Origin of the sequence: Mixta sp. Marseille-Q2659, assembly GCF_940807255.1 — a bacterium.
GTDB lineage: Bacteria > Pseudomonadota > Gammaproteobacteria > Enterobacterales > Enterobacteriaceae > Mixta.
Genome location: NZ_CALNWY010000010.1, coordinates 117,057 through 130,158, shown reverse-complemented (window position 1 = coordinate 130,158; position 13,102 = coordinate 117,057). Strand labels below are relative to the sequence as shown.

Annotated in this window: 14 protein-coding genes; 2 read left to right on the top strand and 12 right to left on the bottom strand. The window is 54.7% G+C overall.

Annotation, left to right across the window (positions count from 1 at the left end):
• The 3 genes from lpoB to hinT all read right to left on the bottom strand — a co-directional run.
• Positions 1-516 (bottom strand): penicillin-binding protein activator LpoB (gene lpoB, locus P3C52_RS09925; protein WP_275554838.1); only part of this gene is annotated, 516 nt, incomplete at its 3' end.
• 11 nt (positions 517-527) lie between these two features.
• Positions 528-896, bottom strand: coding sequence for a DUF1425 domain-containing protein (locus P3C52_RS09920; protein ID WP_275554837.1), 369 nt, complete (start codon positions 894-896; stop codon positions 528-530).
• 20 nt (positions 897-916) lie between these two features.
• On the bottom strand, positions 917-1,267 hold the full coding sequence (gene hinT, locus P3C52_RS09915; RefSeq protein WP_275554836.1) for a purine nucleoside phosphoramidase: 351 nt from the start codon (positions 1,265-1,267) through the stop codon (positions 917-919).
• 361 nt (positions 1,268-1,628) lie between these two features.
• On the opposite strand from hinT, the gene P3C52_RS09910 reads away from it, so the two are divergent.
• A complete protein-coding gene (locus tag P3C52_RS09910) occupies positions 1,629-3,221 on the top strand; it encodes an MFS transporter (RefSeq protein ID WP_275554835.1) in 1,593 nt (530 codons plus the stop codon).
• A 10-nt stretch (positions 3,222-3,231) separates the two neighbouring features.
• On the top strand, positions 3,232-4,371 hold the full coding sequence (locus tag P3C52_RS09905; protein ID WP_275554847.1) for a glycoside hydrolase family 88 protein: 1,140 nt from the start codon (positions 3,232-3,234) through the stop codon (positions 4,369-4,371).
• Between the two features lie 141 nt (positions 4,372-4,512).
• Here P3C52_RS09905 and ptsG read toward each other — a convergent pair whose 3' ends face one another.
• The 9 genes from ptsG to fabG form a co-directional block, all read right to left on the bottom strand.
• Positions 4,513-5,946 (bottom strand): PTS glucose transporter subunit IIBC, encoded by a 1,434-nt coding sequence (gene ptsG, locus P3C52_RS09900; protein WP_275554834.1) that lies wholly within the window; start codon positions 5,944-5,946, stop codon positions 4,513-4,515.
• A 288-nt stretch (positions 5,947-6,234) separates the two neighbouring features.
• Positions 6,235-7,035 (bottom strand): metal-dependent hydrolase, encoded by an 801-nt coding sequence (locus P3C52_RS09895; RefSeq protein ID WP_275554833.1) that lies wholly within the window; start codon positions 7,033-7,035, stop codon positions 6,235-6,237.
• A 15-nt stretch (positions 7,036-7,050) separates the two neighbouring features.
• Positions 7,051-8,049: a DNA polymerase III subunit delta' gene (holB, locus tag P3C52_RS09890; RefSeq protein WP_275554832.1), complete on the bottom strand. Its 999-nt coding sequence runs from the start codon at positions 8,047-8,049 to the stop codon at positions 7,051-7,053.
• On the bottom strand, positions 8,049-8,681 hold the full coding sequence (gene tmk / locus P3C52_RS09885; RefSeq protein ID WP_275554831.1) for a dTMP kinase: 633 nt from the start codon (positions 8,679-8,681) through the stop codon (positions 8,049-8,051). The genes holB and tmk overlap by 1 nt, the downstream gene beginning before the upstream one ends.
• Positions 8,671-9,693, bottom strand: a complete 1,023-nt coding sequence (gene mltG / locus P3C52_RS09880) for an endolytic transglycosylase MltG (RefSeq protein ID WP_275554830.1) — start codon at positions 9,691-9,693, stop codon at positions 8,671-8,673. The genes tmk and mltG overlap by 11 nt, the downstream gene beginning before the upstream one ends.
• A 12-nt stretch (positions 9,694-9,705) precedes the next feature.
• A complete protein-coding gene (pabC, locus tag P3C52_RS09875) occupies positions 9,706-10,509 on the bottom strand; it encodes an aminodeoxychorismate lyase (RefSeq protein ID WP_275554828.1) in 804 nt (267 codons plus the stop codon).
• Positions 10,510-10,642: 133 nt separating this feature from the next.
• Positions 10,643-11,884 (bottom strand): beta-ketoacyl-ACP synthase II, encoded by a 1,242-nt coding sequence (gene fabF / locus P3C52_RS09870; protein ID WP_275554827.1) that lies wholly within the window; start codon positions 11,882-11,884, stop codon positions 10,643-10,645.
• A gap of 86 nt (positions 11,885-11,970) precedes the next feature.
• On the bottom strand, positions 11,971-12,207 hold the full coding sequence (gene acpP / locus P3C52_RS09865) for an acyl carrier protein (RefSeq protein ID WP_085072106.1): 237 nt from the start codon (positions 12,205-12,207) through the stop codon (positions 11,971-11,973).
• Between the two features lie 154 nt (positions 12,208-12,361).
• Positions 12,362-13,096 carry a 3-oxoacyl-ACP reductase FabG gene (gene fabG, locus P3C52_RS09860; protein WP_275554826.1) on the bottom strand — a complete coding sequence of 245 codons (735 nt, stop codon included), beginning with the start codon at positions 13,094-13,096 and terminating at the stop codon, positions 12,362-12,364.
• Positions 13,097-13,102: the final 6 nt, after the last annotated feature.

Below are 13,102 nucleotides of genomic sequence, written 5' to 3'. Positions count from 1 at the left end.
GCCCTGCGCATTGCTGTACAGCACATACTGCGCGCCGACGTAGCGCGCCAGGCCGATAGCTTTGCTGCGCGAGGTCAGACTGTCTTCAGGCGACAGGCCCAGCGTCTGTTTGGCCTGCGCCAGCTGCTGCGGCGTTACCAGCGTAAAGGTGTTGTTGTTCGCCAGCGCGTTTTGCAGCGCGGCCGTCGCTTTCGACGTTTGCAGACTGCCGTTGGTGCTGTTTTTGATGCGATCCACCAGCAAGACGCTGCCAGACGTAATGCCTTGTGCCTGCAACATCTGCGCCACCAGCGGCTGAACGCTGGCATCCCAGTTGATCGTTCTGATTTTCGGCGGCTGCGGCACCGTTTCGCCCGGCTGCTGAGCGGTAATCGGCGGCGGCTGTACCACAACCGGCGGCGTGGAAGGCGGAACAGATTCCACCGGCGCGGGTGGTTGTTGCTGCTGATTATTGATACAGCCCGCCAGAACGAAGGCAAGCAGCATCACGCCGGAGAGTTTTAAACCCCTGATCACGGTATTTCCCCTTACAAATAAAGATAGAGACGAACTTTACTGGCCATCAGATTGCCGATCTGTGAATTGATTTCAATCCGTTGATTTGCGGGCACCACAACGGTGCGTGGCGGTTCAAGAGGCTGTATTTCCAACCCTTTGTCGTCATACCAGTAGAAACGATAGTGAACGGTTACCGGCCTGCTTTGCTGGTTCTCCAGCGTGCTTAACGCCCGCTGCTGCCCGGCCTGCTCAGAAATCGTCGGCTTGCTGGTTAAAATGCCGGCCGAGAGGACGGACGATTCCATAATCAGCGATTGCGAAGTATTAATCATCGTTTTATCGCTGCTACAGGCGGTCAGAAGCAAAACCAGCGGCAGGCTGGCTAATAAAGCGCGCATGGTGAAGGTCCGCTATCAGATTAAAGGCTTAACATCGGCCCCAGCGGGCAACCACCAACCAGATGCATATGAATATGGTAAACTTCCTGTCCGCCATGTCGGTTACAGTTCACAATCAGCCGGTAACCATCTTCAGCAATGCCCTCTTTTTTGGCAATTTTCGCCGCGACGGTAAACATGCGGCCCATCGCCTGCTCATGCGCTTCGCTGACATCATTAGCGGTCGGCACCAGAATATTGGGCACGATAAGTACATGGGTTGGCGCTTTTGGGGAAATGTCGCGAAAAGCGGTAACCAGTTCATCCTGCCAGACAATATCAGCCGGAATTTCACGACGAATAATTTTACTGAAAATAGTTTCTTCAGCCATGATCCATATCCTTAGCAAAGAAGTAAGAATGGAGTATGAGCGAGAATTTCGTTTTCTTTCAACCTTCCTGCTATTTTTCTTTAGATTCCTCTGCCGTAGTGCCACTTTTTTGTACAGAGCTACCTTGCCGGTCGCTTTTTTGTGCGCCTTTTCGCATTCTCCATCACCGCCTCTTGGGAAAATAAAACACTGTTTTATAAATTAGAGGCGCGACAGGTTTTCCTTTGTTTTTTTGCCACCCTTCACCTGGCCGCAGCAAAAACGCGAAGGTTTGCACGCCCTCGTCATTCTACCTTTTGGGTAATCCGTCTGAGCTGTCGGAATTCATGCGTTTTTAATAGTCATGACAAGGAGATTGACAATGCCTGCGCGTAAAATTGGCTTACGGCACTACCTGGCTTACGGATCGGGCGACTTTCTCGGCGCCGGAACGACGGCACTGACAGCAGCCTGGCTGCTCTATTTCTACACCACTTTCTGCGGCCTTACGCCGATCGAAGCGACCTTTATTTTTGCTATGGCACGCGTGCTGGACGCCATTGTCAGCCCGCTGATGGGCTTCCTGACCGATAACTTCGGCTCCACCTGGCTGGGCAAGCGCTTTGGCCGCCGCAAGTTCTTTATTCTGCTCGGTATTCCCTGTGTCTTTAGCTATAGCCTGATGTGGGTTGGCGATATGAGTTATCTCTACTATCTGCTGACCTATCTGCTGTTTGATATTGTCTACACCATGATTCTGGTGCCCTACGAAACGCTGGTGCCGGAAATGACCGACGATTTCAAAAAGAAAACCAAGTTTTCCGGGGCGCGTATCGCGCTGGCGCAGCTTTCAGCGATTCTGGCCGCTTTCCTGCCGGGCGTGCTGATTAACCACTTCGGTAAAGACAACGCTATCTCCTTCTTTTATGCCAGCCTGGTTTTCTCGGTAATTTGCGCCATCGTCCTGACGCTGGTGTGGTTCTTCACCTGGGAACGTGCGCCGGAGGATTTCTCCGAAGAGTCACGCCGCGCCGAAGCGGAGAAACAGCAATTAACGCTGGCGCAGAGCCTGAAGCGCCTCTACGTTGAGCTGGCCTCTACCTTCCGTATTCGCATCTTTCGCCAGCATCTGGGCATGTACCTCGGCGGCTACATTGCGCAGGACGTGTTCAACGCCGTCTTTACCTGGTACGTGGTGTTTGTCCTGATGCAGAGCGCGCAAATCGCCTCCAACCTGATGGGCACGATGGCGATCCTGCAATTTATCGCGGTGATGGGCATGATTCCGCTCTGTATTCGCCTGGGGCCGGCACCTTCCTATCGTCTGGTGGTCACCCTGTTCGGCCTGAGCGCCCTCTCCTATGCTGGCCTCTGGTACACCGGCATGAACGATAATATGACGCTGCTGGTGCTGATTTCCGCGCTGGCTGGTTTGGGTCGCGGCGGCATTAACTATGTGCCCTGGAATATCTACACCTATATCGCCGATGTTGATGAGGTCATTACCGGCCAGCGTCGCGAAGGTATCTTTGCGGGCATTATGACGCTGACGCGCAAAGCGTCACAGGCGGGCGCAGTAATGCTGGTGGGCATTGTGTTACAGCTCTCCGGCTTTGTTTCCGGTCAGGCTGTACAGAGCGAAGGCGTGCAGCACACCATTCTGCTGATTCTGAGCGTGGGCACGCTGTGCGTGCTGGCGGTCGGCTTCTTTATCTCTCTGCGCTTCCGTCTGAATTTGCATACGCACTCGGTACTGCGTGAAGAGACCAACAAAATGCGTCTGGCGGGACGCCCGGTCGTGGATGAGATTACGCCCGCTGCGCGCGCTACGGTAGAGACGCTGGCCGGATTACCCTATGAAAACCTGTGGGGCAATAACAATATCGGCTTCCTTAACCGTCATAAATCCCCTGCTCCGGCGCTGCGGCCTGCTCAGTCCACCAGCACGGTGCTGCCACATACTTTGAAACGATAGGATCTGAATGATGACTGTATTTCCTGTGAAGCATAGTGCCCTGCTGCGCCAGCCTGAATTCCTGCTGCCCCGTCCTGAGCTGGTGAAGCTGATCGAAAAGCTGACGGACAATCTGGTAGCGATTACCGACGAAAGCGGCGAGTTTCTGCTGCGGCTGGATGATGGCCGGGTTATCGATACCAAAGGCTGGGCCGGTTGGGAATGGACGCACGGCATCGGGCTGTACGGCATGTATCACTACTATCAGCAGACGGGCGACGCCAAAACGTTGGCGATTATTGATGACTGGTTCCGCGAGCGGCTGGCAGAAGGCACGCCGACTAAAAATGTGAATACCGTTTGTCCGCTGCTCACGCTGGCTTACCGTTATGAAGAGACACGCAACCCGGCGCTGCTGCCGGTGCTGGAACGCTGGGCTGAATGGGTAATGTATGAAATGCCGCGCACCGAACAGGGCGGCCTGCAACATATTGTCTATAACAACGAAAACCATCAGCAGTTGTGGGACGATACGCTGATGATGAGCGTGCTGCCGCTGGCGAAAATCGGCAAGCTGCTTAACCGGCCGGAATATGTCGAGGAGGCCAGCTACCAGTTCTTACTCCACGTACAATATTTGATGGATCGGGAAACCGGCCTCTGGTTCCACGGCTGGAACTTCGAAGGACATCATAACTTCGCTAAAGCGCGCTGGGCACGCGGCAACAGCTGGCTGACCATTGTGATCCCGGAATTTATCGAGTTGATGGCGTGGCCGGAACAGCATGCTACCCGTCGCTTTTTACAACAGGTACTGGAAAGCCAGGTGGCTGCGCTGGGCCAGTGGCAGCATGAGAGCGGACTCTGGCATACCCTGATTGACGATCGCGACAGCTATCTGGAAGCGTCCGCGACCGCTGGCTTCGCCTACGGGATTTTGAAAGCGGTGCGCAAGCGTTATCTTTCGCGTGACTATCTGCCGATGGCTGAGCGGGCGGTAAAAGGCGTTGTGCAGCATATCAACAGCGATGGCGAGTTGACGCAGGTTTCCTTCGGTACGGCGATGGGCAGCGATCTGGACTACTATCGCCAGATACCGCTTACGTCTATGCCTTATGGCCAGGCCATGGCGCTGCTCTGTCTGACAGAGTATCTGCGCGTTTACCTTTGAGCCGTCAGGTTATGTTCCGCAAAACGGCCCTGTTTGCGGGGCCGCTGTCAGACACCGCAGCCCGCTATGCCGCGCTAAAGTGAGCAGCCATAAACGTAAAAAAGGCGAGCCGAAGCTCGCCTTTTTGTTTCGCTGCAGCGATTAGCTGTTGCGAATATAGTCATCCATTTCGGTTTTCAGGTTATCGGACTTGGTGCCGAAGATAGCCTGTACGCCGGAGCCTGCCACTACCACACCAGCAGCGCCCAATTTTTTCAGACCAGCCTGATCCACTTTAGATACGTCGGCCACGCTAACACGCAGACGGGTAATACAAGCATCCAGGTTGGTGATGTTTTCTTTGCCGCCAAACGCGGTAACCAGGTTGGCCGCCATTTCGTTGGCTGTACCGGTAGACTGCTCATTCGTGGTTTCTTCACGGCCAGGGGTTTTCAGATCCAGCTTCGCAATCAGTACGCGGAAGATGGTGTAATAAACCAGGCCATAAACGATACCTACAATCGGGAACAGCCAGATTTTGCTGCTGTTGCCGCTCAGTACGATAAAGTCGATCAGACCGTGTGAGAAGCTGGTACCGTCACGCATGCCGAGCAGGATACAGATCGGGAAGGCCAGACCTGCCAGAATGGCGTGAATTGCATACAGAATCGGCGCCACGAACATGAAAGAGAACTCGATCGGCTCGGTGATGCCGGTCAGGAACGAAGTCAGCGCCGCGGAGATCATGATGCCGCCCACTTTCGCACGGTTCTCTGGTTTCGCAGAGTGCCAGATGGCGATAGCTGCTGCCGGCAGACCATACATTTTGAACAGGAAGCCACCAGACAGTTTACCTGCGGTCGGGTCACCCGCCATATAGCGCGGAATGTCGCCGTGGAAGACCTGGCCCGCTGCGTTGGTGAATTCGCCAATCTGCATCTGGAAAGGTACGTTCCAGATATGGTGCAGACCGAACGGCACCAGCGAACGCTCGATTACGCCGTAGATACCAAAGGCCACAACCGGGTTCTGATAGGCTGCCCACTGGGAGAAGTCCTGAATCGCGCTACCAATCGGCGGCCAGATAAAGGAGAGAATCACGCCCAGAATAATCGCCGCCATACCGGAAATAATCGGTACAAAGCGTTTACCGGCAAAGAAGCCCAGGTATTCAGGCAGCTTGATGCGGTAGAAGCGATTAAACATATAGGCGGCGATAGAACCGGCAATGATGCCGCCCAGTACCCCGGTATCCGCCAGGTGTTTGCTGGCGATCTCTTCTGCCGGCAAGTGCAGAACCAGCGGTGCAACCACCGCCATGGTTTTCACCATGATGCCGTAAGCAACAACCGCTGCCAGCGCCGAAACGCCGTCGTTATTGGTAAAGCCTAATGCTACGCCAATAGCGAAGATCAGCGGCATGTTGGCGAACACCGATCCGCCCGCTTCCGCCATGACATGTGAAACAACAGCAGGCAGCCAGGTAAAGTTTGCCGAGCCGACGCCCAATAAAATACCGGCAATCGGCAGAACCGACACCGGTAGCATGAGCGATTTACCGACCTTTTGCAGGTTTGCAAATGCGTTCTTAAACATATTGTGGAACTCCTGAGTATGAGTGCTTTTAATCGCGTGGTACGCGTGGCAAAAGAGGGAGGATCTTCTGCCATTGGAGCTTGTTAAGGCTCTCTGGATTTATTACGAAGAGTAAAATAAATCTGTCCGATTTTGTTTGATACCTGTCACGTTTCGCCCATCAGGCGGCTAACCTTTAGGATATTTTTTATTGTTTTGCCATCTTTTGCACAGAAAAAACCGTAAAGGCCGCGATTTTTGCGCTGCACTTTACGATTTTTGGCGATTAATTACGAGCTATAAAAGAAGTCAGGCAGGCGTATCGGTAAGCCTTGATGCGGGCACGTGGAAAAGTCTGGAGAAGTTTTGCGTGGTGGTTTCCGCCAGCGTTTCCAAATCCACGCCTTTCAGCACCGCCATATACTCCGCGACATCGCGGGTGAAGGCTGGCTGGTTTTCTTTGCCGCGATGGGGAACCGGCGCCAGATAAGGCGAGTCGGTCTCCACCAGCATACGATCCAGCGGTACATAACGGGCAGCATCGCGCAGCGCTTCGGCATTACGGAAGGTCACGATGCCGGAAAATGAGATATAAAAGCCCATATCCAGCAGCTTTGCCGCCGTTTCACGATCTTCGGTAAAACAGTGCAGTACGCCGCCACAGCCTTCAACCTGCTCTTCGCGCAGGATTGCCAACGTGTCTTCTCGCGCATCGCGCGTATGGACAATAACCGGCTTGTTCAGCTTACGTCCGACGCGAATATGCTCGCGAAAGGAGGCTTGCTGACGCGCTTTGGTTTCCTGCTGATAGTAATAATCGAGCCCGGTTTCGCCGAGCGCAATAACGCGCGGATCGGCGGCCAGCTGATGCAGCTCCGCAAAATCCCACTCCTCTTCCTGATTTAACGGATGCACGCCGCATGACCAGGCGATATTGGGCCGATCGCCCAGCAGCTGCGCCATGGCTTTAAACCCGGGCAGCGTAGTGGCCACCGCCAGCATAAATTTCACGTCGCGTGCGGCGGCTTTTGCCAGCACATCATCCACGTCTTTATGCAGCGTTTCATAATTCAGGCCATCAAGATGGCAGTGGGAATCAACTAAAAACATAACAACTCTCTTTGATTAATGAGCCAGCGACGTCGCCGCAGGCCTGAGCAAAGTTTCCCAGTTCAGCAACTGTTCGGTCAGCAACAGCTCGCGATTGACCGCTACAATATGCAGAAGGCGCTCACGGCAGAGTAGCCACTGACGCAGACTTTTATCCAGCGCGGCAGCGGGCAAACGCTGTGCCAGCTGCGCAATAAGCTGTGGCCGATCGACATTGGTAATAAAGCGATCGCCGCTTTGCTGCCATTTCAGCGCATCCGTCAGCAGTGTCATCAGCCAGGCAATGCGCTCGGCGACATTATCGTGATTCAGCTGGGGCAACAGCATCAGCACATCGCCGTCCAGCGCTTGCGCCAGCGTTTCACACAGCGCATGGCGCTGTTCCCAGCGCGCCTTATCAAGCAATGCCTGGACGGCGGCAGGCGCACCGCTGCTCAGACGCAGCGCGGTCAATAAAGACTCATGGGAGCCAGCGTGCTGTTTTTGCAGCCAGTGCAGGCTTTGTTGCTCATCCGGCGGTGCCAGATGCAGCCGCAGGCAGCGGCTGCGCAGCGTCGGCAGCAGCCGTGACGGTTCGACGCTGCCGAGAAAAAACCAGCTGTTTTTCGGCGGTTCTTCCAGCGTTTTTAACAGCGCGTTAGCGGCCGCTTCCGTCAGCTCTTCCGCATCGGGCAGCCAGACCACTTTCGCTCCGCCCTGCTGAGCATGGTGAAACAGTTTTTCATTCACATCGCGCACCGCATCAATACCCAGCGCGCTTTTATTTTTTTCCGCCGCCAGCCGGTGCCAGTCAGGATGCGTTCCGGCCATCATCAGCTGACAGCCGTGACAGTGGCCGCAGCTTTTTAACCCGTCACGGCGCTGGCATAGCAGCCAACGACTTACGGCCCAGATTAACGTCTCGTCGCCCATGCCCGGCAATGCCTGTATCAGTAAGGCGTGGTGCGCCCGCTCAGCCTGATGCTGTGCAATGATCTGGCGATAAACGGGATTAAGCCACGGATACCAGTTCATTAGCGCTGCTCCATCAGCCAGCTACGCATGACCTGTTTAAGTGACACTGTCACATCTGCCAGCGGCTGAGTCGCATCAATAGTTTGTATAGAATCATCGCTGGCGGCCAGTTCCAGATAACGCTGACGGGCGCGCGCAAAAAAGGCCAGCGACTCCTGCTCGATGCGATCCAGCTCACCGCGCGCGCGTGCGCGCTGCAGGCCGATTTCCGGCGTGACATCAAGATAGAGAGTTAAATGAGGGCGGAAATCGCCCAGCACCGTGTCACGCAACGTTTCCATCAACTGGCGATCGATGCCGCGGCCGCCGCCCTGATAAGCTTGCGAAGAGAGATCGTGCCGATCGCCTACCACCCAGGCACCGCGCGCCAGTGCCGGTTTGATGACCGTTTCCACCAGCTGCACGCGTGCGGCATAGAGCATCAGCAGCTCCGCTTTATCGGTAATTTTTTCCCCGTCCAGTCCCTGCTTGATCAGCTCACGCAGCTTTTCTGCCAGCGGCGTACCGCCCGGCTCGCGGGTAAAGACAATATCGGTAATGCCCTGTTCGCGCAGCTGCTCAACAATGCAGTCGCGCGCCGTAGTTTTTCCTGCGCCTTCCAGGCCTTCGATCACAATAAACTTAGCGTTCATTTTTTTCCTTTATTGTCATGCGCCAGGCCTGCACGGCCCGGTTATGGCTGGCCAGGTTAGTGGTAAACGTATGCCCGCCCTTTCCGTCCGCAACAAAATAGAGGTAATTGCTTTTGACCGGATGCGCCGCCGCTTCCAGCGAGGCTTTGCCCGGTAAAGCGATAGGCCCTGGCGGCAGGCCGTTGATGGTATAGGTGTTGTAAGGCGTCGGCGTTTCCAGATCCTTGCGCGTCAGGGCGCCGTTGTAGCTCTCACCCATGCCGTAAATAACGGTCGGATCGGTTTGCAGACGCATGCCGGTACGCAGACGATTGATAAAGACCGAGGCAACTTTTGTGCGCTCGTCGCTGACCGCCGTCTCTTTTTCAATAATAGAAGCCATGGTGACTAAGTCATTCGGCGTTTTATAAGGCAGATCGGGCATCCGTTCCTGCCAGATCCTGGCGACTTCCGTTTTCATACGCTGGTGCGCACGTTGCAGCAGCGCAACATCGGTAGTATTGGCGGTATAAAGCCAGGTATCAGGCCACAGCCAGCCTTCAAGGCTTTCGCCCTCTTTCAGCTTCAGGGCAGCTGCGACCGTTTCTGGCCGATCGTCTTTCAGGGTATGTTTAATCCACGGCGAGCTGCGCAATTCGTGCAGGACATCCTGCAAGCGAGTCCCCTCGGTGAATCGCACCGGAAACTGCGCCTCTTTACCGCTGGCCAGCAGCGTCAATAGCTGACGCACATTCATGCCTGTGTCGAGACGATAGGTTCCCGCTTTAAATTTCGCCAGCTCCGGCTCCAGCTTCAGCAGTACGCCAAACCACGGCGACGGCTTGACGATATGCTGGCTTTCCAGCTGCGCTTCCAGCGCGACGCGCCCGGTGCCGGCAGGCAGGGTAAATATTTTTTCCTGGGTAATGGTTAACGGCGAGGCAGCAAACTGACGCACCTGCCAGTAACAAACGGCGGCGGCAGCGATGATGATCAGCGCTACGGTCGCAAAAATTTTTGTTTTACGGGTCATGATTAATCCATTTTAACAATCTGGCAGCAGCAGCTGATAAAGCGTGCGCGAGTGATAGTGCCAGCTATCTATCTGACGTACCGGCAGCAAGGGCATCAGCGCATTGGAAATAAATACTTCCTCCGCATCCGCCAGCGTCTGGGGCTGTTCGCGTACTTCCTGACAACGATAGCCGTGCAGCCCCGCCAGTTTCATTACCTGCCTGCGCATAATACCGTTGACGCCTGCACCGCTCAGATCGGGGGTAAACAGCCGGTTTTCTTTGCGCCAGAATAAATTAGCCGCACAGCATTCCACCAGCCGCCCCTCGGTGTCAAGCACCAGCGCTTCATCCGCCCCGCTCTGCTCAAGCTCTGTACGGATCAATACCTGCTCCAGCCGGTTGAGATGTTTAATGCCGGCCAGCCGGGGATTAATACCGAGTTGGACGGGGCTGGTTTTCAACCGGACGCCGCTTTCCCGCAGCGCTGTATAGTGCGTCGGTGCGGCAGAAAGCATGATCAGCCTTACGGGCTGATGACAGGCGGCTCCGCTGTAGCCGCGTCCGCCAGAGCCGCGTGACAGGATAACTTTCACTACGCCTTCCGCCTGCGGCCAACTTGCAGCCGCATTCAACATCTCTGCTTTTAATGAAACCCAGTCAATGCCATCGATCATTAATGCGGAAGTGGCTTCCTGGAGTCGCTGAAGATGCGCATCCAGCCAGTTGATAACGCCATGCTGCAGGCGAGCCGTAGTAAAACAGCCATCGCCATAATGTAAAGCGCGATCGCTGACCGCAATCTGCTGCTGAGGTACACCATTAATCCAAATCATTTTAATGCTCGCTTCCTGACATCACGGGCATAAGCTTACCGCGCTCTTGCCTTGCTGACATCTGTCGCCGGCCCTGAACAGTCCAGATGTAAAAAAGGCCCGCAAGGCGGGCCTTTAATCAGCAATGATACCTTCAGACTCGACGGAAAATCAGCGAGCCGTTGGTGCCGCCGAAGCCGAAAGAGTTACACAGCGCATATTCCAGGTTTTTCACCTGACGCGCGGTATGCGGCACGAAATCAAGATCGCAGCCCTCATCCGGGTTATCAAGGTTGATAGTCGGCGGAATAGCCTGGTCACGAAGCGCCAGAATAGAGTAAATAGACTCTACCGCGCCTGCTGCGCCCAACAGGTGGCCGGTCATCGACTTCGTCGAGCTGACCATCACGCTGGATGCTGCCGCACCAAACACCGTTTTCACCGCCTGCGCTTCAGCCGTATCGCCCGCAGGCGTCGAGGTGCCGTGCGCGTTGACGTAACCAACCTGCTCTGGCGTCAGCTGTGCGTCTTTCAGCGCATTGCTCATTGCCAGCGCCGCACCGGCGCCATCTTCCGGCGGAGAAGTCATATGGTAAGCATCGCTGCTCATACCAAAGCCAACCAACTCGGCATAGATTTTTGCACCGCGCTTTTTAGCATGTTCATACTCTTCGAGCATGATAATGCCTGCGCCGTCGCCCAGCACAAAGCCATCGCGATCTTTATCCCACGGACGGCTGGCCGCCTGCGGGTTATCGTTACGCGTGGAGAGTGCGCGCGCCGCGCCAAAGCCGCCTACGCCTAACGGCGAACTGGCTTTTTCCGCACCGCCAGCCAGCATCGCGTCCGCATCGCCATAGGCGATCATACGGGCAGCGTGGCCGATGTTATGTACGCCGGTAGTACAGGCGGTAGCAACAGAGATGCTTGGACCACGCAGGCCGTACATAATGGTCAGATGACCCGCTACCATGTTAACAATGGTAGAAGGGACAAAAAACGGACTGATTTTACGCGGGCCGCCTTTTACCAGCGACGCGTGGTTTTCTTCGATCAGTCCCAGTCCACCAATGCCTGAACCGATAGCCGCACCGATACGGGTAGCGTTTTCTTCAGTAACAACCAGGCCGGAATCCTGCATGGCCTGTACGCCAGCGACAATTCCATATTGAATGAAGGCATCCATCTTGCGCTGTTCTTTGCGCGAGATGATATCTTCACAGTTAAAATCCTTTACTAAGCCAGCAAAACGCGTTGCGTAGGCACTAGTATCGAAATGGTCGATCAGGCTGATGCCACTCTGCCCGGCAAGGAGAGCATTCCAGGTTGACTCTACGGTATTGCCGACAGGAGACAACATGCCAAGACCGGTCACAACTACACGACGCTTAGACACGTTCGTCCTCCAGGGAGGGAAAGATTGACACTATGTGGGGCGATCAAAAAACTCAGGCGGTCAAGTGACCGCCTGATGGTAGTTCATTAGGCCTGATGGCTATTGATATAATCAATGGCTGCCTGAACGGTAGTGATCTTCTCAGCTTCTTCGTCCGGAATCTCAGTATCAAACTCTTCTTCCAGAGCCATTACCAGCTCAACGGTATCAAGAGAATCAGCGCCAAGATCTTCAACGAAAGATTTTTCGTTGGTGACTTCTTCCTGCTTAACGCCAAGCTGCTCGGAGATGATTTTCTTAACGCGTTCTTCGATAGTGCTCATACTATTAAATTTCCTATCAAAACTCGCTTTCGCGATGGTTTTCGTAGTGTATAAAAAGTTGGAAAAGATGCAACTCAATCCCGGCTGGTCCAACCACGATTTCACGCTATTTTGCGGCTATTACCGCAATTAACGCAAATAATTTTCGTAATTATCAGACCATGTACATTCCGCCATTGACATGCAGCGTCTCACCAGTGATGTACGCTGCCTCGTCAGAGGCTAAAAATGCAACGGCATTGGCGATTTCCTGCGCGTCGCCAAGACGACCCGCCGGGACTTCCGCCAGAATGCCAGCGCGCTGATCGTCGCTCAACGCGCGCGTCATGTCGGTCTCAATGAAACCGGGAGCCACGACGTTAACGGTAATACCACGTGACGCAACTTCTCGCGCCAGTGACTTGCTGAAGCCGATCAAACCCGCTTTTGCTGCCGCGTAGTTTGCCTGGCCCGCATTACCCATCGTACCAACAACGGAACCGATGGTAATGATACGGCCCACGCGTTTTTTCATCATGGCGCGCATAACCGCTTTGGACAAGCGGAATACGGAGGTCAGATTGGTGTCCAGAATGGACTGCCACTCATCGTCCTTCATGCGCATCAGGAGATTATCACGCGTAATGCCAGCATTATTGACTAAAATATCCACCTCGCCAAATTCAGCGCGGATATTTTCCAGTACGCTCTCAATTGACGCCGGATCGGTAACGTTCAGCAGCAAACCTTTACCGTTATCTCCCAGGTAGGCGCTAATTGCATCTGCGCCGCTCTGACTGGTTGCTGTGCCAATCACTTTCGCACCGCGCGCCACCAGGGTTTCCGCAATAGCGCGGCCAATACCACGGCTGGCGCCGGTTACCAGGGCAATTTTTCCTTCGAAGCTCATTTTTAT

Excerpts from the sequence above, each read along its gene's own strand:
- P3C52_RS09920 (WP_275554837.1), bottom strand. The coding sequence starts at position 896 with ATGCGCGCTTTATTAGCCAGCCTGCCGCTGGTTTTGCTTCTGACCGCC.
- hinT (WP_275554836.1), bottom strand. The coding sequence starts at position 1,267 with ATGGCTGAAGAAACTATTTTCAGTAAAATTATTCGTCGTGAAATTCCG.
- P3C52_RS09910 (WP_275554835.1), top strand. The coding sequence starts at position 1,629 with ATGCCTGCGCGTAAAATTGGCTTACGGCACTACCTGGCTTACGGATCG.
- P3C52_RS09905 (WP_275554847.1), top strand. The coding sequence starts at position 3,232 with ATGACTGTATTTCCTGTGAAGCATAGTGCCCTGCTGCGCCAGCCTGAA.
- ptsG (WP_275554834.1), bottom strand. The coding sequence starts at position 5,946 with ATGTTTAAGAACGCATTTGCAAACCTGCAAAAGGTCGGTAAATCGCTC.
- P3C52_RS09895 (WP_275554833.1), bottom strand. The coding sequence starts at position 7,035 with ATGTTTTTAGTTGATTCCCACTGCCATCTTGATGGCCTGAATTATGAA.
- holB (WP_275554832.1), bottom strand. The coding sequence starts at position 8,049 with ATGAACTGGTATCCGTGGCTTAATCCCGTTTATCGCCAGATCATTGCA.
- tmk (WP_275554831.1), bottom strand. The coding sequence starts at position 8,681 with ATGAACGCTAAGTTTATTGTGATCGAAGGCCTGGAAGGCGCAGGAAAA.
- mltG (WP_275554830.1), bottom strand. The coding sequence starts at position 9,693 with ATGACCCGTAAAACAAAAATTTTTGCGACCGTAGCGCTGATCATCATC.
- pabC (WP_275554828.1), bottom strand. The coding sequence starts at position 10,509 with ATGATTTGGATTAATGGTGTACCTCAGCAGCAGATTGCGGTCAGCGAT.
- acpP (WP_085072106.1), bottom strand. The coding sequence starts at position 12,207 with ATGAGCACTATCGAAGAACGCGTTAAGAAAATCATCTCCGAGCAGCTT.
- fabG (WP_275554826.1), bottom strand. The coding sequence starts at position 13,096 with ATGAGCTTCGAAGGAAAAATTGCCCTGGTAACCGGCGCCAGCCGTGGT.